This is a genomic window from Streptomyces sp. NPDC006294, from assembly GCF_042870895.1.
GTDB lineage: Bacteria > Actinomycetota > Actinomycetes > Streptomycetales > Streptomycetaceae > Streptomyces.
The window spans coordinates 1-21,144 of sequence record NZ_JBIAHV010000013.1; the positions used below are offsets into that span (position 1 = coordinate 1).

Here is a 21,144-nt window from a genome sequence, read left to right on the forward strand (position 1 = left end):
CCCGCGGACGTCGAACTCGCCGCATAGCACCAGCAACCCCGAACCACCCCAAACCCGACAGAGATGCCTTGACGAAAGACATAGAGGCACCCCCCACCCTCCCCCTGCGGCCTGGCGGCCGCAGGGCCCCCACCTCCCCGCAACCGGGCTCTGCCCGGACCCGCGCCTCAAACGCCGGCGGGGCCGGATTCTCCAGCCCGGCCTGGGGACGCCTCCCACGGCCGCCAGGCCGTAGAGGGAGATCGAGGCCACCGCGCGAAGCCCGGTACCGGGCCCGGGCGGAGCGCGGTACGCCCGCCCGGCTCGCGGTGCTGCGCGAGGTCGCGAAGGAGACCGGGGCGAGCGTGAACCAGGTGGTGCCGGCCTGGCAGATCTGCGGCCCGTTCCCGGTGATCCCGCTGGCGGGCGCGTCGTCGGTGGCGCGGCTGGACGAGAACCTGGCAGCGGTGGACCTGGAACTGACGGCCGGCCAGCGGGCCCGGCTCGACCGGGATGCACTGACGGGCCGCCGGGCCGGGTGGTCAGTCCGGCAGGAGGCGGCCGCGCCGGGACAGGAGAAAGCGTTTGAACTCCGCGACCGGCGGGGTGTCCGGATGGCCGTCGAGCCAGGCGACGCCGATCTCGCGGGCGGCCCTGGGCGCCGTCACCGTCAGTTCCACGACGCCCGGGCGGGGGACGGCGGGCGGTGGCAGCAGGGCCACGCCCAGGCCCGCCGCGACCAGTCCGCGCAGGGTCTCCGCCTCCTCCCCCTCGAAGGCGACGCGCGGGACGAAGCCCGCCTGGGCGCACAGGTCGTCGGTGATGCGCCGGAGCCCGTAGCCGGGTTCGAGGGTCACGAAGGTCTCGTCGGCGGCCTCGGCGAGGCGGACGCGCTTGCGGCCCGCGAGCCGGTGGTCGTCGGGGACGACGAGCCGCAGCCGCTGTTCGTCGAGGCGGCGGGCGACCAGGTCGGGGGCGTCGGGGACGGGCGAGGTGAGGCACAGGTCCAGCTCGCCCGCCCGGAGCCGTTCGATCATCGCCTCGCCGTAGTTCTGGACGAGGGTGAAGCGGATGCGCGGGTGGTCCGCGCGGAAGGCGCGGATGAGACCGGGCACCGTCTCCGAGCCCATGGTGTGCAGGAAGCCGAAGGCGATCCTGCCCGAGCGGGGGTCGGTGTCGGCGCGTACGGACTCGGCGGCCCGCTCCACCTCCGCCAGCGCCCGCTCCACCGAGGCGAGGAAGGTCCGGCCGGCGGGGGTGAGCGCGACGGTGCGGCCCTTGCGGGCGAACAGCGTGACGCCCAGGTCCGCTTCGAGGCGGACGATCGCCCGCGACAGCGTCGACTGGGGGACACCCATGTCCTGCGCTGCGCGCGTCACGTGCTCGTGGCGGGCGACTCCGGCGAAGTACGCGAGGCGGGGAGCAAGCTCCCGCGCTGTGTCTGCTTCGTATCCTTCGTAACTGCCTGGTGACAGGCGACGCGCTGAGCTGTATTCATGCACCATGGGAACGATTGTCGCTGTTTCATGCATTGGACGCATGAAAAACGGCGTCCTACCTTCGACGTATGCCTCCTGCCAGTACCAAGGCGCCCACCACCGTGGGCGCCGCCCCGTCGTCTCCCGAACTTCTCGCCCCCGGCGCGCCCGGCTACCGCCGCATGAGCTTCGCGCTCTTCGCCGCCGGCATGGCGACCTTCGCCCTCCTCTACTCCACGCAGGCCCTGCTGCCCGCCGTCTCCGCCGACTTCGGCGTCACCGCGGGCACCGCGAGCTGGACGGTCTCCGCCGCGACGGGCGCGCTGGCCCTGTGCGTACTGCCGTTGAGCGCGCTGTCCGAGCGCTACGGGCGGACGACGGTCATGAACGTGTCCCTCGTGGTCGCGGTCGTGGTGGGCCTGCTGGTGCCGTTCGCGCCGAACGTCGAGTCGCTGGTGGCGCTGCGCGCCGTGCAGGGCGCGGCGCTGGCCGGGCTGCCGGCGTCGGCGATGGCGTTCCTCGCGGAGGAGGTCCGGCCGAAGGCGCTGGTCGGCGCGATCGGCCTGTTCGTGGCGGGCAACAGCATCGGAGGCATGAGCGGCCGGATCGTCACCGGCTGGGTGGCGCAGGCGTTCGGCTGGCGGGCCGGGCTCGCCGCGGTCGGCGTGATGGCGCTGCTCTGCGCACTGGTCTTCCGCGCGCTGCTGCCGAGGGCACGGCACTTCACGCCGGGCACGCTGAACCCGCGCACCCTGGCGCGCACGGTCCGCGGCCATCTCGCCGACCCGCTGCTGATGCGGCTGTACGCGATCGGCGCACTGTTCATGACCGTCTTCGGCGCCGTCTACACGGTGATCGGATACCGCTTGATCGAGGCGCCGTTCAGCCTTCCCCAGGGAGTGATCGGCTCCATCTTCCTGGTGTATCTGGTCGGTACGGTCTCCTCCGCGGCGGCCGGCGGCCTGGTCGCCCGCACGGGCCGCCGGGGCGCGCTCTATCTGGCGGTGACGACGACCGCCGCGGGGCTGCTGCTGTCGCTCGCCGACACGCTGACGGCGGTGCTGCTCGGCCTCGTCCTGATCACCGCCGGCTTCTTCGCGGGCCACGCGGTGGCCTCCTCCTCGGTGAGCCGCACGGCGACGACGGGCCGCGCCCAGGCGTCCGCGCTCTACCAGTCCGCGTACTACCTGGGCAGCAGCGCGGGCGGCACGCTCGGCGCGGTCGCCTTCCACTCCGGGGGCTGGGGCGGCACGGTGCTGCTGGGTCTGCTGGCGGTCCTGGGCGTCGTGTCGATCACGCTCTACGGGACGCACGCGGCCCGGACGCAGGCCCGGCTGGTACCGGCGGGCGGGGCGCGCTGAGCACACCGGACACGGGCGCCCGGCACCGCGGCGCCGCGTGCACGGAAATGCCCGAACGGAACCGGACCGTGGCGGTTGCCGACCGGATTTTCCTGTCGGGCGGTGAGTGTCAGTGCCCTGCGGTAGCTTTCGAAGCGGTGGTACCGATGGGTGACAGGGGTGGACCCGCATGAGTGACCTCGCGACGACGCAGGACCTGGATTCGCGGCTGGAGCAGCACCGAAGAGAGCTGACCGGCTACTGCTATCGGATGCTCGGCTCGTCCTTCGAGGCGGAGGACGCGGTCCAGGACACGATGGTCCGGGCGTGGCGCAGCTTCGACAAGTTCGAGGGCAGGTCCTCGCTGCGCTCCTGGCTGTACCGGATCGCGACGAACGTGTGCCTGGACATGCTGAACGCGGGCAACCGCCGCGCCCGGCCGATGGATCTGTCCGGTCCGACGCCGGTCGCCCAGGCCCAGCTCAACGCCCGTCCGGAGATCACCTGGCTGGAGCCGGTGCCGGACGGACGGGTGCTGCCGTCGGTGGTGGACCCGGCGGAGGCCGCGGTGGAGCGGGAGACGATCCGGTTGGCCTTCCTCGCCGCGCTGCAGCATCTGCCGCCCAAGCAGCGGGCGGTGCTGATCCTCCGCGAGGTGCTGGCCTGGAAGGCGAGCGAGGTGGCGGAGCTCCTCGACACCACGGTCGCCTCGGTCAACAGCGCGCTCCAGCGGGCCAGGGCGACCCTCGCCGAGCAGCAGCCCGCCGCGTCGGACGCGGTGGACCCGCTCGACGAGGAGCAGCAGGATCTGCTGAACCGCTATGTCGCCGCCTTCGAGGGCTACGACATGAAGGCGCTGACGGCGCTCCTCCACGAGGACGCGACGATGACCATGCCGCCGTACGACCTGTGGCTGCGCGGGCACGACGACATCGTGGCCTGGATGCTCGGCGTCGGCGACGCCTGCCGGGGTTCGAAGCTGGTCCCGACCGTGGCGAACGGCGTCCCGGCCTTCGCCCACTACCACCCGTCGGCGGACGGCGAGGGGTACGAGCCGTGGGCGCTCATCGTGCTTGAGCTCTCCGACGGCAAGGTCGGCGGGATGGACTTCTTCCTGGACACCAAGCGCTGGTTCCCGCTCTTCGACCTGCCGGCCCGCCTCGACAAGCAGGGCGAGCCGGTGGCAGAGGCACCCCAGGGCCAGGACCAGGGCTAGGACCAGGGCTAGGGCCAGGACCAGGGCTAGGACTGGGGCTGGGCCGCGTCGGCCAGTTCCGGCAGGCCCACCAGCTCCAGCAGCGCGAGCAGTTCGGGTCCGGCGCTCCGCAGCCGGAGCCGGCTGCGCTGCCGGCGTGCGACGAGGTGCAGGCGGGCCAGGGCGTCGACGGTGGCCAGGTTCACCTGCGTGAGTGCGCCGATGTCGCAGTACACCTCGCCGGGAGGGTCGCCGCCCGCTCCCCCGTGCTCATGGAGCAGGCGGCGGAGCTCCTCGCAGAGGCGCGGCACATCGCCGGGGGTGATCCTCCCGGTGATGCACATGACAGCAGGCTGGATGGCTTCCACGAGGGGATGACCGCCGCCGCGACGGTAACTCATCGCGGCGGCGGCGACGCCTGCGCGGGACCGGCTGTGGACCGCCGGTTCCCGCTCACGCCTACCAGGTCAGGCGATGCGGTCCAGCACGATCGGGTCGGCGGTGAACGCCGCGCCCGGCTCCGCGATGTCGAAGGCCGCGCCCAGGGACTTCAGCGCGTAGTCGAACTTCTCCGGCGTGTCCGTGTGGAGGGTCAGCAGCGGCTGGCCGGCGGTCACGGTGTCGCCGGGCTTGGCGTGCACCTCGACGCCCGCGCCCGCCTGGACCGGGTCCTCCTTGCGGGCGCGGCCGGCCCCGAGGCGCCAGGCGGCGATGCCGATGTCGTAGGCGTCGAGGCGGGTCAGGACGCCGGAGGACGGGGCGGTGACGACGTGCTGCTCGCGGGCGACGGGCAGTGTGGCGTCGGGGTCGCCGCCCTGCGCGGCGATCATGCGGCGCCACACGTCCATCGCGGAGCCGTCGGCGAGGGCCTTGGCCGGGTCGGCGTCCTTGATGCCGGCGGCGTCCAGCATCTCGCGGGCGAGCGCGAGGGTCAGCTCGACGACGTCGGCCGGGCCGCCGCCCGCCAGGACCTCGACGGACTCGCGGACCTCGAGGGCGTTGCCCGCGGTCAGGCCGAGCGGGGTGGACATGTCGGTGAGCAGGGCGACCGTCTTCACGCCGCTGTCGGTGCCCAGCGCGACCATGGTGGAGGCCAGTTCGCGGGCGTCCTCGAGGTTCTTCATGAAGGCGCCGGTGCCGACCTTGACGTCGAGGACGAGCGAGCCGGTGCCCTCGGCGATCTTCTTCGACATGATCGAGGAGGCGATCAGCGGGATGGCCTCGACGGTGCCGGTGACGTCCCGCAGGGCGTAGAGCTTCTTGTCGGCGGGGGCGAGACCGTCGCCGGCCGCGCAGATGACCGCGCCGGTGGTGTCGAGGACGTGCAGCATCTCCTCGTTCGAGAGCAGCGCGCGCCAGCCGGGGATCGACTCCAGCTTGTCGAGCGTGCCGCCGGTGTGGCCGAGACCGCGGCCGCTGAGCTGCGGCACGGCCGCGCCGCAGGCGGCGACGAGCGGCGCGAGCGGCAGCGTGATCTTGTCGCCGACGCCGCCGGTGGAGTGCTTGTCCGCGGTGGGGCGGGAGAGCGCGTCGAAGTTCATCCGCTCGCCGGAGGCGATCATCGCGGCGGTCCAGCGGGCGATCTCGGTCCGGTTCATGCCGTTGATGAGGATGGCCATGGCCAGCGCCGACATCTGCTCGTCGGCGACCTCGCCACGGGTGTAGGCGTCGATCACCCAGTCGATCTGCTCCGGGCTCAGCTCGCCGCGGTCCCGCTTGGTGCGGATGACGGAGATGACGTCCATGGCATTCCTCCAGGTTGTTCCGGGCGGCGCTCTACGCGCATAGAGAGAGGGTAGGGGAGCGGCCCTCCCGCCAGGAGCGGAAGGGCCGTGGGGTGTTTCAGTCGAGATGGCCGGGCCCGAAGGCCTGCGGCAGCATCTCCGAGAGCGGCAGGATGCCGCCCGGGGTGTCCAGCAGCAGTCCGGGCCCGCCGAACTCGTACAGCAGCTGCCGGCAGCGGCCGCACGGCACCAGCAGCTCGCCCCGGCCGTCGACGCACGTGAAGTGGGTCAGTCGGCCGCCGCCGGTGGCCTGGAGTTGCGAGACGAGGCCGCATTCCGCGCACAGCCCGAGCCCATACGAGGCGTTCTCGACGTTGCACCCGGTGACCGTACGGCCGTCGTCGACGAGGGCGGCGACGCCGACCGGGTAGCCCGAGTACGGGGCGTACGCGTGCGACATCGCCGCACGCGCCCGTGCCCGCAGGGCGTCCCAGTCGACGGCGGAGCCGGCGGTCTCCGTCATTTGCCCTGGCCCTTGAAGTACGGCCGGCCGTTGGCCTTCGGCATACGGAGCCGCTGTGCGGACACCGCGAGCACCAGCAGCGTGGCGACGTACGGCGCGGCGTCGACGAACTGGCTGGGCAGCTCGTCGGTGAGCGCGTACCAGGTGAACAGCAGCGCGGAGAACACCGCCGAGATCACGGCCTGCACGTACTTCTTCCGGTACAGCATCCAGACCACCGCGAGCAGCAGCAGGATGGCGAGCAGCAGCAGCATCGCGTGGACGTTCACCGCTCCGCCGCGCAGCTTGAGGCTGTCGGTGAAGCCGAACAGGCCCGCGCCCAGCGCCATGCCGCCCGGCATCCAGTTGCCGAAGATCATGGCGGCGAGACCGATGTAGCCGCGGCCGCCGGTCTGGCCCTCCTGGTAGATGCCGGTGATGATCGCGAGGAACGCGCCGCCGAGGCCGGCCAGCCCGCCGGAGACGATCACGGCGATGTACTTGTACTTGTAGACGTTGACGCCGAGCGACTCGGCGGCGATCGGGTTCTCACCGCAGGAGCGCAGCCGCAGGCCGAAGCCCGTACGCCACAGCACCCACCAGCTGCCCGGCACGAGCAGCAGCGCGACGACGGTCAGCAGCGACAGGTTGGTCACCAGGCCGCCGAGGACGCCGGCCAGGTCGGAGACGAAGAACCAGTGCTTGGCCTGGAGATCGCCCAACCCGTCGGAGATCCCCGGGATCGTGATGCGGTCGATGGCGTCGATGCGCGGGGACTGCTTGGAGGAGCCGCCCTCGGTCTCGGCGAAGGTGAAGTTGGACATGTACCGGGTGAGGCCGGTGGCCAGGATGGTGATGGCGACACCGGAGACGATGTGGTTGACCTTGAAGGTCACCGTCATCACCGCGTGCAGCAGACCGCCGAGCGCACCGCCGACGATGCCGAGCAGCACACCGGTCCACGGCCCCCACTGGTAGCCCGCCCAGGCGCCGAACCAGGTGCCGAGGATCATCATGCCCTCGAGACCGATGTTGATGACACCGGCCCGCTCGGCCCACAGTCCGCCGAGGCCGGCGAGACCGATCGGCACGGCGAGCTGGAGCGCGCCGGAGACCTGGCCGACGGAGGTGAGGTCGTTCGCGCCGCTGATGACCCGCACCAGCGAGAACAGGGCCAGTCCGCCCGCGATGATCAGCAGGACGACGGGCAGGGACAGCTTGCGGCGGCCGCCGCCCTTCTTGGGCGCGGTACTGGCCACGGAGACGGTGCTCGTCGACTCGCTCATGCCGCTGCCACCTCCTTGTTCTTACGGGCCTGCGCGGCAAGCTCCTCGCCGACCTTCTGCTGCTGACGGCGGAGCCCGTACTGACGGACCAGTTCGTAGGACACGACGACCGCGATCACGATCAGGCCCTGCATGATCACCGCGATCTCCTTCGGGTAACCCTCCAGGCCGATGCCCTCCGCCGTCTTGTCCAGGAAGGCGAAGAGCAGCGAGGCGAAGAGGATGCCGATCGGGTTGTTGCGGCCGAGCAGGGCGATGCCGATGGCGGTGAAGCCGACACCGACCGGGAAGCTCAGGCTGTACGTGTGGGTCTGGCCGAGCAGCATCGGCATACCGGCGAGACCGGCCATGGCTCCGGAGATGAGCATGGCCGTGAGGACCATCTTCTTGGCGTCGACACCGCTCGCCTGGGCGGCGGACTCGCTGGCGCCGGTGGCGCGCAGGTCGAAGCCGAACCGGGTGCGGTTCAGCACGAACCAGTAGACGAGGCCGAGTGCGAAGGCGACGAAGGTGAAGCCGTAGATGGTGCCGCCGTCCAGCTCCAGGCCCGGGAACCAGCCGGACTCGGCGATGATGCCGGTGTTCAGGTCGTTGGAGCCCTTCGGCTGCACACCCAGGTTCGCCGGCAGGATCATCCAGGCGATCAGGCTGGTCGCGATGGCGTTGAGCATGATCGTGGAGACGACCTCGCTCACCCCGCGGGTGCTCTTGAGGATGCCCGCGATACCCGCCCAGAAGGCGCCGACGGCCATGGCGACGAGCACGATCAGCAGGATGTGCAGCGGGCCGGGCAGCTCCACCGCGGCGCCGACGACGGCGGCGAGCATGACCGCGAGGCGGTACTGGCCGTCGACGCCGATGTTGAAGAGGTTCATCCGGAAGCCGATGGCGACGGCCAGGGCTGCCAGATAGTAGATGCCGGTCTGATTGAGGATATTGACCTGGACGTCCGTGAACTCGATCTGCTCGACCATCAGCCGGTACGGCTCGACCGGACTGAGGTCCGAGACGAGCAGCACCACGGAGGTGAGCAGGAAGGCCACGACCAGGGCGAGCGCCGGGCCCGCGAGGCCCAGGATCAGCCGGTCCTTGTCGAACTTCTTCATCGGCTCTCACCGTTCTCGTGGTGCTCGAGGTGGCCGGACGCGGCGCCGGTCATGGCCGTGCCCAGTTCCTCGGGGGTGATCGTGGCGGGGTCGGCGTCCGCGACCAGCCGGCCCCGGTACATCACCCGCAGGGTGTCGGAGAGCCCGATGAGCTCGTCCAGGTCGGCGGAGATCAGCAGCACCGCGAGGCCCTCGCGGCGTGCCTCACGGATCTGGTCCCAGATCTGCGCCTGCGCGCCGACGTCGACACCGCGGGTGGGGTGTGCGGCGATCAGCAGCTTGGGCGTGTGGCTCATCTCGCGGCCGACGATCAGCTTCTGCTGGTTGCCGCCGGACAGCGAGGCGGCGGTGACCTCGATGCCGGGCGTGCGGACGTCGTACTCGCGCACGATGCGCTCGGTGTCCTGGCGGGCGGCCTTGAGGTCGAGCAGGCCCTTCTTGCTGTTGGGCGGCTCCGTCACATGGCCGAGGATGCGGTTCTCCCACAGCGGGGACTCCAGCAGCAGGCCGTGCCGGTGCCGGTCCTCCGGGATGTATCCGACGCCGGCCTCCCGGCGCTTGCGGGTGGCCGCGTGGGAGATGTCGACGCCGTCGAGCGTGATGACGCCGGCATCCGGGGCCCGCAGGCCGATCAGGGCCTCGATGAGCTCGGTCTGGCCGTTGCCCTCGACACCGGCGATGCCCATGACCTCGCCCTTGTGGATGGTGAAGCCGATCCGGTCGAGGACCTCGCGCACCACGCCCTCCGGGTCGGTGGCCGTGAGGCGCAGGTCGTCGACCTTGAGCATCTCCACATCGGTGACCGTCGACTCGCGGGTCTCCGGCGACGGCAGTTCGGTGCCGACCATCAGCTCGGCGAGCTGCTTGGTCGTGGTGCTGCGCGGGTCGGCGGTGCCGACGGTCGTGCCGCGGCGGATGACCGTGATCTCGTCGGCGACCGACAGCACCTCGCCCAGCTTGTGCGAGATGAAGATGACGGTCAGGCCCTCGGCCTTGAGCTCGCGCAGGTTGGCGAAGAGGGCGTCGACCTCCTGCGGGACGAGCACGGCGGTCGGCTCGTCGAGGATCAGGGTGCGGGCGCCGCGGTAGAGGACCTTCAGGATCTCGACACGCTGGCGGTCGGCGACACCGAGCTGCTCGACGAGGACGTCCGGGCGCACGCCGAGGCCGTACGCGTCGGAGATCTCCTCGATCTTCTTCCGGGCCTTGGCGCCGATGCCGTACAGCTTCTCGCCGCCGAGAACGACGTTCTCCAGGACGGTGAGGTTGTCGGCCAGCATGAAGTGCTGGTGCACCATGCCGATGCCGCGCGCGATGGCGTCGGCGGGGCTCGAGAAGGTGACCTGGTCGCCGCCGACGGTGATGGTCCCCTCGTCCGGCTTCTGCATGCCGTAGAGGATCTTCATCAGGGTCGACTTGCCGGCACCGTTCTCACCCACCAGGGCGTGCACGGTGCCCTGGTGGATCGTGATGTCGATGTCGTGGTTGGCGACGACGCCGGGGAAGCGCTTGGTGATGCCGCGCAGTTCTACGGCGGCAGGAGGGCTGGACGCGTTGATGACGCACTCTCCTTGGCGGAAAGGAGCGGGAGGGCAGGCGGAAAGGGCGGGCTGTGGTGGTCATGAGGGCGTGGCGAAGTTATCGCGCCGGAACGCCCTCTACGCGCGTAGCGCTCCCGAAAACCAAAACCCGGAGGCCGGAAACCGGTCCGCGGGCCATGGGGGCTGACGCCCCGGGGCCCGCGGACCTGCGGTACCGGCCGCTCGGTTACGGAGCGGTCTTGACCTCGATCGTGCCGGCGGCGATGTCGGCCTTGGCCTTGTCGACCGCGGCGATGACGTCCGTCATCTTGGTGAAGGCCGGGTTCGACGTGGAGAGGGCGACGCCGTCGTCGTCGAGGCCGTAGCGGACCTCACCGTTCTGCGGCTTGCCGTCCTGGACCGACTTGATCAGGTTGAACACGGCACCTGAGACGTTCTTGGTGACCGAGGTCAGGATCTGGTCCTTGTAGGCGGCCAGACCCTTCTGGTTGTACTGGTCCGAGTCGACGCCGATGGCCCACTTGCCGGCCTTGGCGGTCGCCTCGATCGAACCGGAGCCCGCGAGACCGGCGGCCGCGTAGATCACGTCCGCGCCCGCGTCGAGCTGGCCCTGCGCGGCGGCCTTGCCGAGGTCCGGCTTCGAGAAGCCACCGAAGTCCGGCGGCTGCGTCAGGTACTGGACCTTGACGTTGACGCCCTGCTTGGTGTCCTTGACGCCCTGGACGAAGCCCGCCTCGAACTTCTTGATCAGCGGGGTCTCGACGCCGCCGATGAAGCCGACGGTGTTCGTCTTCGTCACCTTGGCGGCGGCGACACCGGCCAGGTAGGAGCCCTGCTCCTCGTTGAACACCAGGTTGGCGATGTTCGGGCCGGTCTTCGAGGTGTCGTCGATGAGACCGAAGGTCGTCTTCGGGAACTTCGGGGCGACCTCCGCGATGGCGGGCGCGTAGGCGAAACCGACACCGATCACCGGGTTGTTGCCGGCGCGGGCCAGCGCGGTCAGGCGCTGGATCTTGTCCGGGTCGCCCTCCCCCTCGCTGGGCTCGGCGTCGTTGCCCTCGATGTCGAGTTCCTTCTCGGCCTTTTCCAGGCCCGCGAAGGCGGCGTCGTTGAACGACTGGTCGCCGCGGCCACCGATGTCGTACGCGATGGCGGCCTTGCCGCCCTTGTCGTCCGAGCTGCTCGAACCGGACGACGACTCGCTGCCACACGCGGTGGCAGACAGCGCGAGAGCCGCGGACGCGATGCCCACGGTGGCGATCCTGGTGATCCGGCGCACTGGGGGGCTCCTTAACCTGACCGAAAGCGCCACTTCCGGCGCTGGGTTCGCGGCGATCGTAACGCGCGTAGATGTCAGTTAAAGACCCGTTCATCAGTCGTTATCGGATCGTCGCGAAGCCCTTGGGCGGGCGGCAACCACGTTACGCCCCGCCCGACCGCACCGCGCCCCGGCGTGTCGCCCGCCCCCGGCCCGGTCCGTCCGGATTACGCCCCCGGGCGCGGCCCGCCCCGGTCACGCGCCCGATCTCGGCCGGTCCTCCGTGCTGACGCCCGGGCGCGGCCCGGTGAGTCCGGGTCGCGTGCCCGGACCTGGCCGGATCCGGGTCGTTTACGTCCGGGCGCCCACCGGGCAGCGCGGCCCCCGGAGACGCCGCGCCCGACGACCGGAACCACTCCCGGGCAGCGCGACCCGCTCAGGTCAGAGCGGCAGGCGCGCATCCAGGAGGGCCGCCGCGGTGAAGAGTTCCACGCCCGCCGTGATCGACGACTCGTCGACGTCGAAGTCGCCCCGGTGCAGGTCCCTGCGGACCGTGTCGCCCGGGACGCGTACGCCCAGGCGGGCCATCGCGCCCGGGACGTGCTCCAGGTACCAGGAGAAGTCCTCGCCGCCCAGGCTCTGCTCGGTGTCCTCGATCGCATACGATCCGCGCCGCGCCGTCTGCGCGTCGCGGAGCAGGTCGGTGACGGCGGGGTCGTTGACGACCGGCGGGACGCCGCGGATGTAGTTGATCTCGGACTTGGCCCGGTGCAGCGTCGCGATCTCGTCGATCGCCGCGTGCACGAGGTCCGGCGCGTCGCGCCATCCCGGCAGGTCGAGGCAGCGGACGGTGCCGGAGAGCTCCGCGTGCTGCGGGATGACGTTGCAGGTGTGGCCGGCCTCGATGCGCCCCCAGGTGACCGCGAGGCCGGAGCGCGCGTCGACGCGGCGGGCGAGGAGCGCGGGGACCTCGGTGACGATCTTCGCCGCCGCGGTGACCAGGTCGGTGGTCAGGTGCGGCCGGGCGGTGTGACCGCCGGGGCCGTCGAGGGCGACTTCGAGGCGGTCGCAGGCGGAGGTGATGGGGCCGGGCCGCAGCCCGATGAGGCCGGCGTCGACCTTGGGGTCGCAGTGCACCGCGATGATCTTGTTGACGCCTTCGAGTACGCCGGACGCGATCGCGTCGGCCGCACCGCCCGGCAGCACTTCCTCCGCGGGCTGGAAGATCAGCCGGACCGGCTGCGGCAGGAGCCCCTGCCGGTCGAGGTCGGCGAGGACGAGCCCCGCGCCGAGCGCGACGGTGGTGTGCACGTCGTGGCCGCAGGCGTGAGCGCGGTCGGGCACGGTGGACCGGTAGGGGACGCCGGTCTTGGTGTCGGGGATGGGCAGCGCGTCGATGTCGGCGCGGATCGCGAAGAAGGGCCGTACGGCGCCCGGAGCCGGCGTACCGATGTCGCAGATCAGGCCGGTGCCCGCGGCGAGGACGCGGGGCTGGAGCCCGGCCTGCTCGAGGCGCGCCTTGATCGCGGCGGTGGTGCGGAACTCCTGGTTGCCGAGCTCCGGGTGCATGTGCAAGTCGCGCCGGAACGCGATCAGTTCGGCACGCAGCGCCGTTGGCAGCGTGCCGGGCAGTGCGACTGCGCCGGGCCGTTCGACATCTTCTGACTCGCGGGACATCAACTGGTTCACCCAGTGAAGGGTATGCCCCTTCGGGCCTCAACTACCGTGCGATCAACAAAACATCAGCCTCTCAGGGGACAGATTTTTGGGCGCACGGTGATTGGTCGCATTTGGCGGTGGGTAAACTCACCCGGCTCGCTCTTGAGTGGATCTTCCCTTTCCGGACGGTGTCCGCCCGCTCACTGCCGCCGCTTCCCGGCTCTTCAAGCCGGCGCGGGCAGCCGCTGCACATCGCGGGCCGTGCCGGTGACCCCCGCCAGGAAGCCCTGGGCGCGCGGCGAGGCGTTCTTCCTGAGCCATTCGGGTGCGATGTCGCAGACCGCCACCTTGATGCCCGTGTCCGCCAGGGCCAGCGGGAGGGTGTGGACGACGGTGGAGGGAAAGCTCAGGACCGTTGCTCCGATCGGGCCGCGCCGGGCGATCAGCTCGAGCGGCAGCTCGGGGCGGACCACTTCGAGGCCGGTCTCCACGGCGAGCCGGTGGAGCTTGTCGGCGCTCTCCCTGCGGTGCGCGAAGTAGCGGGTCGCGCCGTGCGTACGGGCGAGGGCGGCCACCGCCTCCAGGTACGGGCCGACATCGACCACACCCGTCTCCACCAGGGAGGTGCCGACCAGGTCCGCGCCGCGGGTGATCCTCGGCGGGCCGAACCGTGCCCGCGTCCAGGCGAAGTCGTTGCGGGTGACGGTGATCCCGGGCTGCGGTTCGACCGGCATCGAGGTGAAGACCTCGACCGACCGGTCCTTCGACGGGCTCAGCCGCCGCCGCGCCAGGAACGTCACCGGTGCGAGCACCAGCTCGCGCGGCCCCCGGCGGCCGCCGCGCCGGTGCCAGCGCACCAGCTGCTCGCCGCGGGCGACCCGGGCGACGAACTCCATGGTCGCGGTGCCGTCGTCGACGACGGTCACGTCCTTCCTGCCGACCAGGGTCAGCAGGAGCTGTACGTAACGGGAGAACGGGTCTCCGATGACGATGCGCTCGGCGCCGCGCAGTACGGGGCCGAGCTCGCGCACGGTGCGCAGCGGGGCCCCCGCGCCGCCGCGCGCCTCCTGCCAGCGGACGGTGCACCCGGCGTCACGGGCCAGCTCCGCCATCCGGCGCAGCTGGCCGCGCGACATGGGGTCGGTGGGCGACAGCACCACCACGGTGAGGCCCTCGGGCCCGGGCGCGGTCGGCGCGGCATGGGCCCACTCCAGGACGTTCAGGAGCTGGACCGGACTCTCGACGAAGGCGAGATTCACTGTTGTCACCTCGTGATGCCGGGCCGGCCTGCGGCCGGGTCCGTGGCTGGCCGCCCCTCGGGGCGCTGGCTGATTGCGGTCCGCGGCCGCCGTGCCTGCGGCGCGGCCTTGCGGACAGGGGCCGCATCCGGTGCGTGCGGTCCCTGGGGCGAGTGCTGGGCAGCACCTTGCGGCGGGCCCTGTTCCCCACCCCGCCCGTTCCGGTCCGGGGGCTCCGCCCCCGGACCCCGGTACCGCCCTGCGGGCGGCGTACCGGGCCAAGGGTCTCCTACGCCTGACGGCGTAGGAGACCCTTGGCCCGGTACGCCCGCCGGCCGGCCGGCGGCACCCGCCACGGCCGGGCCGGACCCGGAGCCGGACCCGGAGCAGCGGTCCGGGGGCCGGACCGGGCAGCGACCCGGCGCCGGGTCCGGCGCGGCCGGACTGCGCCGGTGGTCCCGGGCAGGCAGAGGTGCCCGGCCCCCGGGCCCGGCGGCGGGTGCGCAAGGCGCACCCCCGCGGTCGTCAGACCGTGGCCGGCTCACGGTCGCCCGCCTCGGCCACGACGCCCGTGACGCGGCGCAGCTTCTTCATGGGGGCGAGCTCCGAGTCGTAGACCTTCTTGACGCCGTCGCCGAGCGCCTCCTCGATGGTGCGGATGTCGCGCACCAGGCGGGTGAGGCCCTGCGGCTCGACGGAGGCGGCCTGGTCGGAGCCCCACATCGCGCGGTCGAGGGTGATGTGGCGCTCGACGAACGCGGCGCCGAGGGCGACGGCGGCGAGGGTGGTCTGCAGACCGGTCTCGTGGCCGGAGTAGCCGATCGGGACGTTCGGGTACTCCTCCTTCAGGCTGTTGATGACCCGCAGGTTGAGCTCCTCGGCCTTGGCCGGGTACGTCGAGGTGGCGTGGCAGAGCAGGATGTTGTCGCTGCCGAGGACCTCGACCGCGTGGCGGATCTGCTTCGGGGTCGACATGCCGGTGGACAGGATGACCGTCTTGCCGGTGGCGCGCAGGGCGCGCAGCAGCTCGTCGTCGGTGAGCGACGCGGAGGCCACCTTGTGGGCGGGGACGTCGAACTTCTCCAGGAAGGCGACGGCCTCGGTGTCCCACGGGGAGGCGAACCAGTCGATGCCGCGCTTCTTGCAGTGCTCGTCGATCCGGCGGTACTCGTCCTCGCCGAACTCGACGCGGTGGCGGTAGTCGATGTACGTCATCCGGCCCCAGGGCGTGTCGCGCTCGATGTCCCACTGGTCGCGCGGGGTGCAGATCTCCGGGGTGCGCTTCTGGAACTTGACGGCGTCGCAGCCGGCTTCGGCGGCGGCGTCGATCAGGGCGAAGGCGTTGCCCAGGTCACCGTTGTGGTTGATGCCGATCTCACCGGTGACGTAGACCGGGTGGCCGGGGCCGGCGGTCCTGGTGCCGAGGGTGCGCAGACGGGACGTGCTCATGGGGGTGGTTCCTTACTTCTTGGAGGACATGAGGGTGGATTCAGGGGTGTTGAGCGTCGGGCCGAGGAGCCATGAGGCGATCTCGCGGACCGCGCCCTCGCCGCCGGGTGTGGCGGTGACGGCACGGGCCGCGGCGCGTACGGAGTCGTGCGCACTCGCGACGGCCACGGGCCAGCCGACGAGGTGGAAGCACGGAAGGTCGTTGACGTCGTTGCCGACGTAGAGCACCCGTTCGGGGGCGAGGCCCCGCTCCTCGCACCACTGCTTGAGCGCGAGGTCCTTGCGGTCGATGCCGTGGAGGACGGGGATCCTGAGCTTGTGGGCGCGGGCGGCGACGACCGGGTTCTGCTCGGTGGAGAGGATCAGCAGTTCCAGGCCGGCCCTGCGCAGGTGGGCGACGCCCAGGCCGTCGCCGCGGTGGACGGCGACGATCTCGCGTCCGTCGGCGTCGATGAGCACCCGGTCGTCGGTCTGTGTCCCGTCGAAGTCGAGGACGACGGCGTCGACGTCGGCGCGGCCGGGCAGCACGGTGGTGTCGAGCAGCGGCGCGAGCGCGCGGGCGCGGGCCAGGTCGTGCGGGTCGTCGACCTCGAGGACGCGCGCCGGGTCGGTCCGTACCAGCGCGGTGCGGCCGAAGAACCGGTGCCCGGCCTCGCGGAAACCGGGCGCCGACATGGCGTACGCGGCCCCGGTCTCCAGGAAGTCCTGCGGGCGGTCCTGCCGGCGGGGCCGGAACGACGCGTCGTGGTTGACGCCGTAGCCGGTGCCGGTGGCCGTCTTCGTGGCGGTGTCGACCAGGACGGCGGCCCCGCCGGCGGCGCGCTCCGCGCTCTCCTTCTGGGCGCCCGCCGGTTCGTCGGCCTCGCGCCAGACGAAGCCGTGGAAGGGCGCGACGGTCACGGCGCTGTCGGCGCCGTCCAGGACGACGGCGCGGGCGACGCCCTCGATGTCCTCCCGGGAGACGAAGGGGCTGGTGCACTGGACGAGGAGGACGACGTCGACGGGTGCGCCGTGCTCGGCCTCGTGGGCGTCCATCGCGTGCAGGACGGCCGACTCACTGGTGGCGGTGTCCCCGGCGATGGACTCGGGCCGCAGGACGACCTCGGCTCCGGCGCCGCGGGCGACGGCCGCGATCTGCGGGTCGTCGGTGGAGACCGCGACATGGGTGACGAGCGGGGCGTCGAGACAGGCGCGGACGGCCCGCGCGACGAGCGGTACGCCGCCGACCGCGGCCAGGTTCTTGGCCGGGACGCCCTTGGATCCGCCTCGGGCGGGGATCACGGCGAGAACGGTCATCGGTGGCTCCAGACGCTCTTGACGCTCTTGGCTGTGCTGGCGGGGCTTCTCGGAAACGTGGCTGCCGGGGGTCACAGCTCTCCCATCCGGCGGATCACGGGGGCGACGCGCTGCACGCCGTGGCGGTACGCGCCGCGCGCCACTTCGCGTACGGCGTCGCGCACCACTCGCCGTACGCCGGTGACCTCGGCCTTCGGCGCGGCGCCGGCCAGCGGCGTGCCGTCCGGGGCGAGGTGGTGGCGGGCGAGCAGGGCCGGCAGGTAGCCGGGCGCGGTGGTCGGCGTGTAGTACGGCGCGGGCGCGGGCAGCACGGGGACCAGCAGCAGTTCGGCGACCCGCTTGCGGGCCTCGTCGAAGGCGCTGTCGTACGCGCCGTCGGCCGCGACGCCCTGGCGGGAGAGCCAGTCGGCGTCGGGGACGGGGCGGTGGCCGCCGTCGAGCCGGTCCCAGGAGGCGAGCAGGCCGGAGCCGAGGAAGTGGTGGTTGCCGAGGGCCTCGCGCACGCCGAGGTCGGTGAGCACGGCGGTCGGGATGCGGCGGTGCAGCGCTTCGAGCGCGGCCGTGGACGACACGGTGACCAGCAGGTCGGTGCGGTCCAGCACCTCGCCCATGTGCCCGTACACCAGGCGGAAGTTGGGCGGCGGTCCGCCGGGCAGCTTCTCCGCGAGTTTCTGGTACGGGAGTTCTTCGAGGTGGGTGGTGTGCTCGCCCGGCTTGGAGCGGAGCTTCAGCAGCACCTCCCGATTCGGGTGCAGCCGGGCGTGTTCGACGAGCCTGCGCAGCAGGTACGTACGGTCGGCGCGGGACTCGGGCACGGACGGCTGTACGGCGAAGACGACGGTGTCGCGGCCGTCCTCCGCCTGGTACGGGGCGCCGCCGAGGAAGGGCAGCGCGGCCTCGGTGACGCAGGAGGCGTCGGCGCCCACTCCCTCGTACACGGCGCGAAAACGCTCCGCGTCGTGGCGCGAGTTGGCGAGGACGATATCGGCGCCGTGGCGCAGCAGGAGCCCGTCGGACAGCTTCTCGTAGACGACGCCGACATAGCCGGTGACGACCACGGGCCGGCGCTCGAGGCCGAGCGCGGCGAGCCCGTGCAGCATGGCCTGGACACCGCCGCCGACGAGGGCGAGCACGACGACGTCGTACGCCCCCTCCTTCATCCCGCGCAGGAACTCGTTCCCCGTCACCTCGCGCAGGTCGTCGGCGCGCACGCCGACTTCCGCGAGCTGTCGGGCCGTGGGTGTGGCCCGGCCGCGCAGCAGAAAGCCGCTCAGCTCTACGGAGGTGCTCGGTGCGATGCGGCGCGCGGTGAGCGCACCCCATTTCCACCGGGTGTCGGAGTCGGCGAGTACGGCGACCCGTACGGCCTCGCTGGTACTTGTTGGCACGTCGAGGACGTTAGGAAGCCATTTCGTGGCACGGCCCAACTCGACTGCAACAAAGGGTTAACAGCGGGTCTACGAACGGCGGTACGGCCCGGGAGACGAATGGGTTAACGGACTCGTCGCCCGGCGTTCATCCGTGATCTTTGTAAGCGTCGACGTAAACGACGAGGTCCCGCCTAACGTCGGGCGGGTGGTCAAGCTCTCCGTCATCGTGCCGTTCTACAACGTGCAGACATACGCCCCAGACACACTGCGAAGCCTCAGGGCCAACGCCCGGGACGACTTCGAGTTCGTGCTCGTCGACGACTGTTCGACCGACGGGACGCCGGAGATCCTGCAGCGTGCGGAACGCGAGCTCCCGGGCGCCGTTCTGATCGGACACGAGCGGAACGGCGGTCTGGCCACGGCCCGCAACACCGGTCTGGACGCCGCGAGCGGCGAGTACCTCACCTTCCTCGACGGCGACGACTGGCTGGCGCCCGGACACTTCGCGCACCTGCTGGCCGCCATGGAGGACCTGGGGTGCGACTTCGTCCGCACGGACCATGTGCAGTGCACCGGCCGGTCCCGCTCGGTCCACCGGGCGCCGGTCGGCCGGCGCGGCGAGGTGCTGCGGCCGCGTGAGGCGATCCTGCCCTCCGACCGCTCGACCGCGGTCGACTACCCGTACGCCTGGGCCGGGATGTACCACCGGCGGCTCGTGGACCGCGGGCTGCTGCATTTCACGCACGGGCTGCGCACCGCGGAGGACCGGCCGTGGATATGGCGGCTGCACCGCGAGGCGGATTCCTTCGCCGTGATCAGCCACTTGGGAATCTTCTACCGGCGCGGTATCGCGTCGTCGCTCACTCAGATCGGCGACATCAGACAGCTCGATTTCATCAAGGCGTTCGACCAGGTGATCGAGGAAACGGCGGAGGATCCGGAAGCGGACCGACTCTTGCCGAAGGCGGTCCGCACCTATTGCGCCGTCATTTCCCACCATCTGGGGTCCGTCGAAAGGTACGAGCCCGCCGTGGCACGGAAATTGCGCGCGATGAGCGCGGCCGCACTGAAGCGCATGCCGCAGGACGTGCTGAAGGAAGCGCTCGACTCCATGGACTCCGCGCGTGCCTCACGGCTGCGCAGGGTCCGCCGGCGTCCCGTGAACCTCACGGCGGAGGCGGCAGCCTGATGGCCACGACACAGATCTTCTTCGCCTCCTCGCTCTTCGGCGCCGCCACGCTGGCCGCGGCGATCGACAGCGGCGCCTTCGCCGACGCCGACCGCCGGCTGCTGCTCGTCTCCAACAACGCGGCGGCCCCCGAGACCACACCGGCCCTCGACGAGATGGCCGGCTTCGAGCGGCTGCGCGACCGCTTCGACGGCCTGCTCTCCTGGAACGAGGCCGTCTCCCCCTTCCATCCCGGCGGCTGGGCCCCCCGCGGCAACGACGTGCCGCTGTGGGAGCGGTATCTGCGCCGGCTGTGGGACCTGGGCGACGACCGGATCGAACTGGCCGTCGAGTCCATCCAGGTCAACCCCGCCCTGGCGATCGCCCAGCTCTTCCCGGACGCGGCGCTCGACGTCTACGCGGACGGGCTGATGAGCTACGGCCCCACCCGCAACAAGATCGACCCGCTGGTCGGGGAACGGGTGCGGAGGCTGCTGCACCTGGACCTGGTGCCGGGTCTGAAGCCCTTGTTGCTGGGCGAGTTCGGGGTCGAGCCGGAGCTGGTGCCGATGGAGACCTTCGTCAAGGTCGTCGGCGAACTCTCCGACGCCGTGCCGGACGCCTGCGGGGACGTCGCCGAGGGCCCGGCGCTGCTGCTGGGCCAGTACCTGGCGGCGCTGGACATCCTGACGCCGGCGGAGGAGGAGGACCTGCACGTCCGCATGCTGCTGGGCGCGGCCGGCCTCGGTCACCGCCGCATCGTGTTCAAGCCCCACCCCACGGCGCCGGCCGCCTGGACGCGGACCCTGGAGCACCGGGCCGAGTCCCTCGGCGTCGAACTGACCGTCCTGGACCGGCCGCTGCTCGCCGAGGTGCTGTTCGAGCGGCTACGCCCGGCGCTGGTGGTGGGATGCTTCTCCACGGCGCTGTTCACCGCAGGGGTCTCCTACGGCATCCCGGTCGCCCGGATGGGCACGGAACCGCTGCTGGACCGGCTCACGCCGTACCAGAACAGCAACCGCGTGCCGCTGACGATCGCCGACGCGCTGCTGCCGGACCTGGCGGCGGGCGAGTCCGGCACGCTGTCGGCCGACGCCGGGGAGGAGCTCGCCGGGCTGCTCTCCGCGGTGGGCTTCGCGATGCAGGCGCAACTCCGTCCGGACCTGCGCCCGGCGGCCGAACACTTCCTGCGCACCGGCCTGAACGACCGCACCACGCGCTACTTCAAGCGCCGCGGCCTGACGGTCCTGGGGCTGCCGGGCGGCGTCCCGGTGCCGCGGGGCCGGGTGGCGCGGCGGGTGGTACGGCGTGGACGCCGTCTGAAGCGAGCGCTGGGCCGGGTGACGACCCGCGGCTGACGGTGCGCCGCTGCGCGGGCCGGTCCCCTGCCCGCCTTCTTCCCGAACCTGGGGCTCCGCCCCGGGACCCCCGGTACCGCGCTCCGCGCGGTGGCCCCAAACGCCGGCCGGGCCTGATGTGCCGCTGCGCGGCAACCAGCCCGGCCGGGCACTGCCGGCCTCACTGGGGGCACCGCCCACGGCCGCCAGGCCGTTGG

Annotated in this window: 17 protein-coding genes and 1 pseudogene; 5 read left to right on the forward strand and 13 right to left on the reverse strand. The window is 71.8% G+C overall.

The genetic code is table 11. The features are described 5' to 3' along the window. Window positions 1–287: 287 nt before the first annotated feature. Window positions 288–488: pseudogene (locus ACFYOP_RS23035) on the forward strand (aldo/keto reductase); the annotation flags it as partial. 33 nt (window positions 489–521) lie between these two features. Here the strand turns inward: ACFYOP_RS23035 and ACFYOP_RS23040 are convergent. Further along, entirely contained in the window at window positions 522–1,484 is a 963-nt protein-coding gene (locus ACFYOP_RS23040; RefSeq protein ID WP_356899597.1) for a LysR family transcriptional regulator, read from the reverse strand. Between the two features lie 62 nt (window positions 1,485–1,546). On the opposite strand from ACFYOP_RS23040, the gene ACFYOP_RS23045 reads away from it, so the two are divergent. Continuing rightward, a complete protein-coding gene (locus ACFYOP_RS23045) occupies window positions 1,547–2,818 on the forward strand; it encodes an MFS transporter (RefSeq protein ID WP_356899598.1) in 1,272 nt (423 codons plus the stop codon). Between the two features lie 169 nt (window positions 2,819–2,987). Continuing rightward, complete coding sequence (locus tag ACFYOP_RS23050; RefSeq protein ID WP_356899599.1) at window positions 2,988–4,013, forward strand: sigma-70 family RNA polymerase sigma factor; 1,026 nt, start codon at window positions 2,988–2,990, stop codon at window positions 4,011–4,013. 26 nt (window positions 4,014–4,039) lie between these two features. On the opposite strand, the gene ACFYOP_RS23055 is transcribed toward ACFYOP_RS23050, so the two are convergent. The 12 genes from ACFYOP_RS23055 to ACFYOP_RS23110 all read right to left on the reverse strand — a co-directional run bounded on the left by ACFYOP_RS23055 (window position 4,040) and on the right by ACFYOP_RS23110 (window position 18,439). After that, window positions 4,040–4,336 carry an STAS domain-containing protein gene (locus ACFYOP_RS23055; RefSeq protein ID WP_356899600.1) on the reverse strand — a complete coding sequence of 99 codons (297 nt, stop codon included), beginning with the start codon at window positions 4,334–4,336 and terminating at the stop codon, window positions 4,040–4,042. A gap of 123 nt (window positions 4,337–4,459) precedes the next feature. Beyond that, window positions 4,460–5,737 (reverse strand): thymidine phosphorylase, encoded by a 1,278-nt coding sequence (locus ACFYOP_RS23060; protein ID WP_356899601.1) that lies wholly within the window; start codon window positions 5,735–5,737, stop codon window positions 4,460–4,462. A 97-nt stretch (window positions 5,738–5,834) separates the two neighbouring features. After that, window positions 5,835–6,239 carry a cytidine deaminase gene (locus ACFYOP_RS23065; protein WP_356899602.1) on the reverse strand — a complete coding sequence of 135 codons (405 nt, stop codon included), beginning with the start codon at window positions 6,237–6,239 and terminating at the stop codon, window positions 5,835–5,837. After that, the gene (locus tag ACFYOP_RS23070; protein WP_356899603.1) at window positions 6,236–7,504 is read right to left on the reverse strand and encodes an ABC transporter permease; all 1,269 of its coding nucleotides are present in this window, start codon (window positions 7,502–7,504) and stop codon (window positions 6,236–6,238) included. Before ACFYOP_RS23070 ends, ACFYOP_RS23065 begins: the two co-directional genes overlap by 4 nt. Then, window positions 7,501–8,610 (reverse strand): ABC transporter permease, encoded by a 1,110-nt coding sequence (locus tag ACFYOP_RS23075; RefSeq protein WP_356899604.1) that lies wholly within the window; start codon window positions 8,608–8,610, stop codon window positions 7,501–7,503. Before ACFYOP_RS23075 ends, ACFYOP_RS23070 begins: the two co-directional genes overlap by 4 nt. Next, window positions 8,607–10,169: an ABC transporter ATP-binding protein gene (locus ACFYOP_RS23080; protein WP_356899607.1), complete on the reverse strand. Its 1,563-nt coding sequence runs from the start codon at window positions 10,167–10,169 to the stop codon at window positions 8,607–8,609. The genes ACFYOP_RS23075 and ACFYOP_RS23080 overlap by 4 nt, the downstream gene beginning before the upstream one ends. Before the next feature lie 208 nt (window positions 10,170–10,377). Then, window positions 10,378–11,430, reverse strand: a complete 1,053-nt coding sequence (locus ACFYOP_RS23085; RefSeq protein WP_356899605.1) for a BMP family ABC transporter substrate-binding protein — start codon at window positions 11,428–11,430, stop codon at window positions 10,378–10,380. Window positions 11,431–11,850: 420 nt separating this feature from the next. Continuing rightward, complete coding sequence (locus tag ACFYOP_RS23090) at window positions 11,851–13,086, reverse strand: amidohydrolase (protein WP_356899608.1); 1,236 nt, start codon at window positions 13,084–13,086, stop codon at window positions 11,851–11,853. A 206-nt stretch (window positions 13,087–13,292) separates the two neighbouring features. Then, a complete protein-coding gene (locus ACFYOP_RS23095; protein ID WP_356899606.1) occupies window positions 13,293–14,327 on the reverse strand; it encodes a hypothetical protein in 1,035 nt (344 codons plus the stop codon). A gap of 504 nt (window positions 14,328–14,831) precedes the next feature. Continuing rightward, a complete protein-coding gene (locus ACFYOP_RS23100) occupies window positions 14,832–15,755 on the reverse strand; it encodes an N-acetylneuraminate synthase family protein (protein WP_356895507.1) in 924 nt (307 codons plus the stop codon). A gap of 12 nt (window positions 15,756–15,767) precedes the next feature. Then, window positions 15,768–17,051, reverse strand: a complete 1,284-nt coding sequence (locus ACFYOP_RS23105) for an acylneuraminate cytidylyltransferase (protein WP_356895505.1) — start codon at window positions 17,049–17,051, stop codon at window positions 15,768–15,770. Window positions 17,052–17,122: 71 nt separating this feature from the next. Next, window positions 17,123–18,439, reverse strand: coding sequence for a DUF6716 putative glycosyltransferase (locus ACFYOP_RS23110; protein ID WP_356895503.1), 1,317 nt, complete (start codon window positions 18,437–18,439; stop codon window positions 17,123–17,125). A 187-nt stretch (window positions 18,440–18,626) separates the two neighbouring features. Here ACFYOP_RS23110 and ACFYOP_RS23115 point away from each other — a divergent pair, with 187 nt between their 5' ends. Together ACFYOP_RS23115 and ACFYOP_RS23120 are read left to right on the forward strand one after the other, a co-directional pair. Further along, window positions 18,627–19,610: a glycosyltransferase family 2 protein gene (locus ACFYOP_RS23115; RefSeq protein WP_356895501.1), complete on the forward strand. Its 984-nt coding sequence runs from the start codon at window positions 18,627–18,629 to the stop codon at window positions 19,608–19,610. Next, window positions 19,610–20,947 carry a polysialyltransferase family glycosyltransferase gene (locus ACFYOP_RS23120; RefSeq protein WP_356895499.1) on the forward strand — a complete coding sequence of 446 codons (1,338 nt, stop codon included), beginning with the start codon at window positions 19,610–19,612 and terminating at the stop codon, window positions 20,945–20,947. The genes ACFYOP_RS23115 and ACFYOP_RS23120 overlap by 1 nt, the downstream gene beginning before the upstream one ends. The last annotated feature ends 197 nt before the right edge of the window (window positions 20,948–21,144 follow it).

Excerpts from the sequence above, each read along its gene's own strand:
- ACFYOP_RS23040 (WP_356899597.1), bottom strand. The coding sequence starts at position 1,484 with ATGGTGCATGAATACAGCTCAGCGCGTCGCCTGTCACCAGGCAGTTAC.
- ACFYOP_RS23045 (WP_356899598.1), top strand. The coding sequence starts at position 1,547 with ATGCCTCCTGCCAGTACCAAGGCGCCCACCACCGTGGGCGCCGCCCCG.
- ACFYOP_RS23050 (WP_356899599.1), top strand. The coding sequence starts at position 2,988 with ATGAGTGACCTCGCGACGACGCAGGACCTGGATTCGCGGCTGGAGCAG.
- ACFYOP_RS23055 (WP_356899600.1), bottom strand. The coding sequence starts at position 4,336 with ATGTGCATCACCGGGAGGATCACCCCCGGCGATGTGCCGCGCCTCTGC.
- ACFYOP_RS23060 (WP_356899601.1), bottom strand. The coding sequence starts at position 5,737 with ATGGACGTCATCTCCGTCATCCGCACCAAGCGGGACCGCGGCGAGCTG.
- ACFYOP_RS23065 (WP_356899602.1), bottom strand. The coding sequence starts at position 6,239 with ATGACGGAGACCGCCGGCTCCGCCGTCGACTGGGACGCCCTGCGGGCA.
- ACFYOP_RS23070 (WP_356899603.1), bottom strand. The coding sequence starts at position 7,504 with ATGAGCGAGTCGACGAGCACCGTCTCCGTGGCCAGTACCGCGCCCAAG.
- ACFYOP_RS23075 (WP_356899604.1), bottom strand. The coding sequence starts at position 8,610 with ATGAAGAAGTTCGACAAGGACCGGCTGATCCTGGGCCTCGCGGGCCCG.
- ACFYOP_RS23090 (WP_356899608.1), bottom strand. The coding sequence starts at position 13,086 with ATGTCCCGCGAGTCAGAAGATGTCGAACGGCCCGGCGCAGTCGCACTG.
- ACFYOP_RS23100 (WP_356895507.1), bottom strand. The coding sequence starts at position 15,755 with ATGAGCACGTCCCGTCTGCGCACCCTCGGCACCAGGACCGCCGGCCCC.
- ACFYOP_RS23105 (WP_356895505.1), bottom strand. The coding sequence starts at position 17,051 with ATGACCGTTCTCGCCGTGATCCCCGCCCGAGGCGGATCCAAGGGCGTC.
- ACFYOP_RS23120 (WP_356895499.1), top strand. The coding sequence starts at position 19,610 with ATGGCCACGACACAGATCTTCTTCGCCTCCTCGCTCTTCGGCGCCGCC.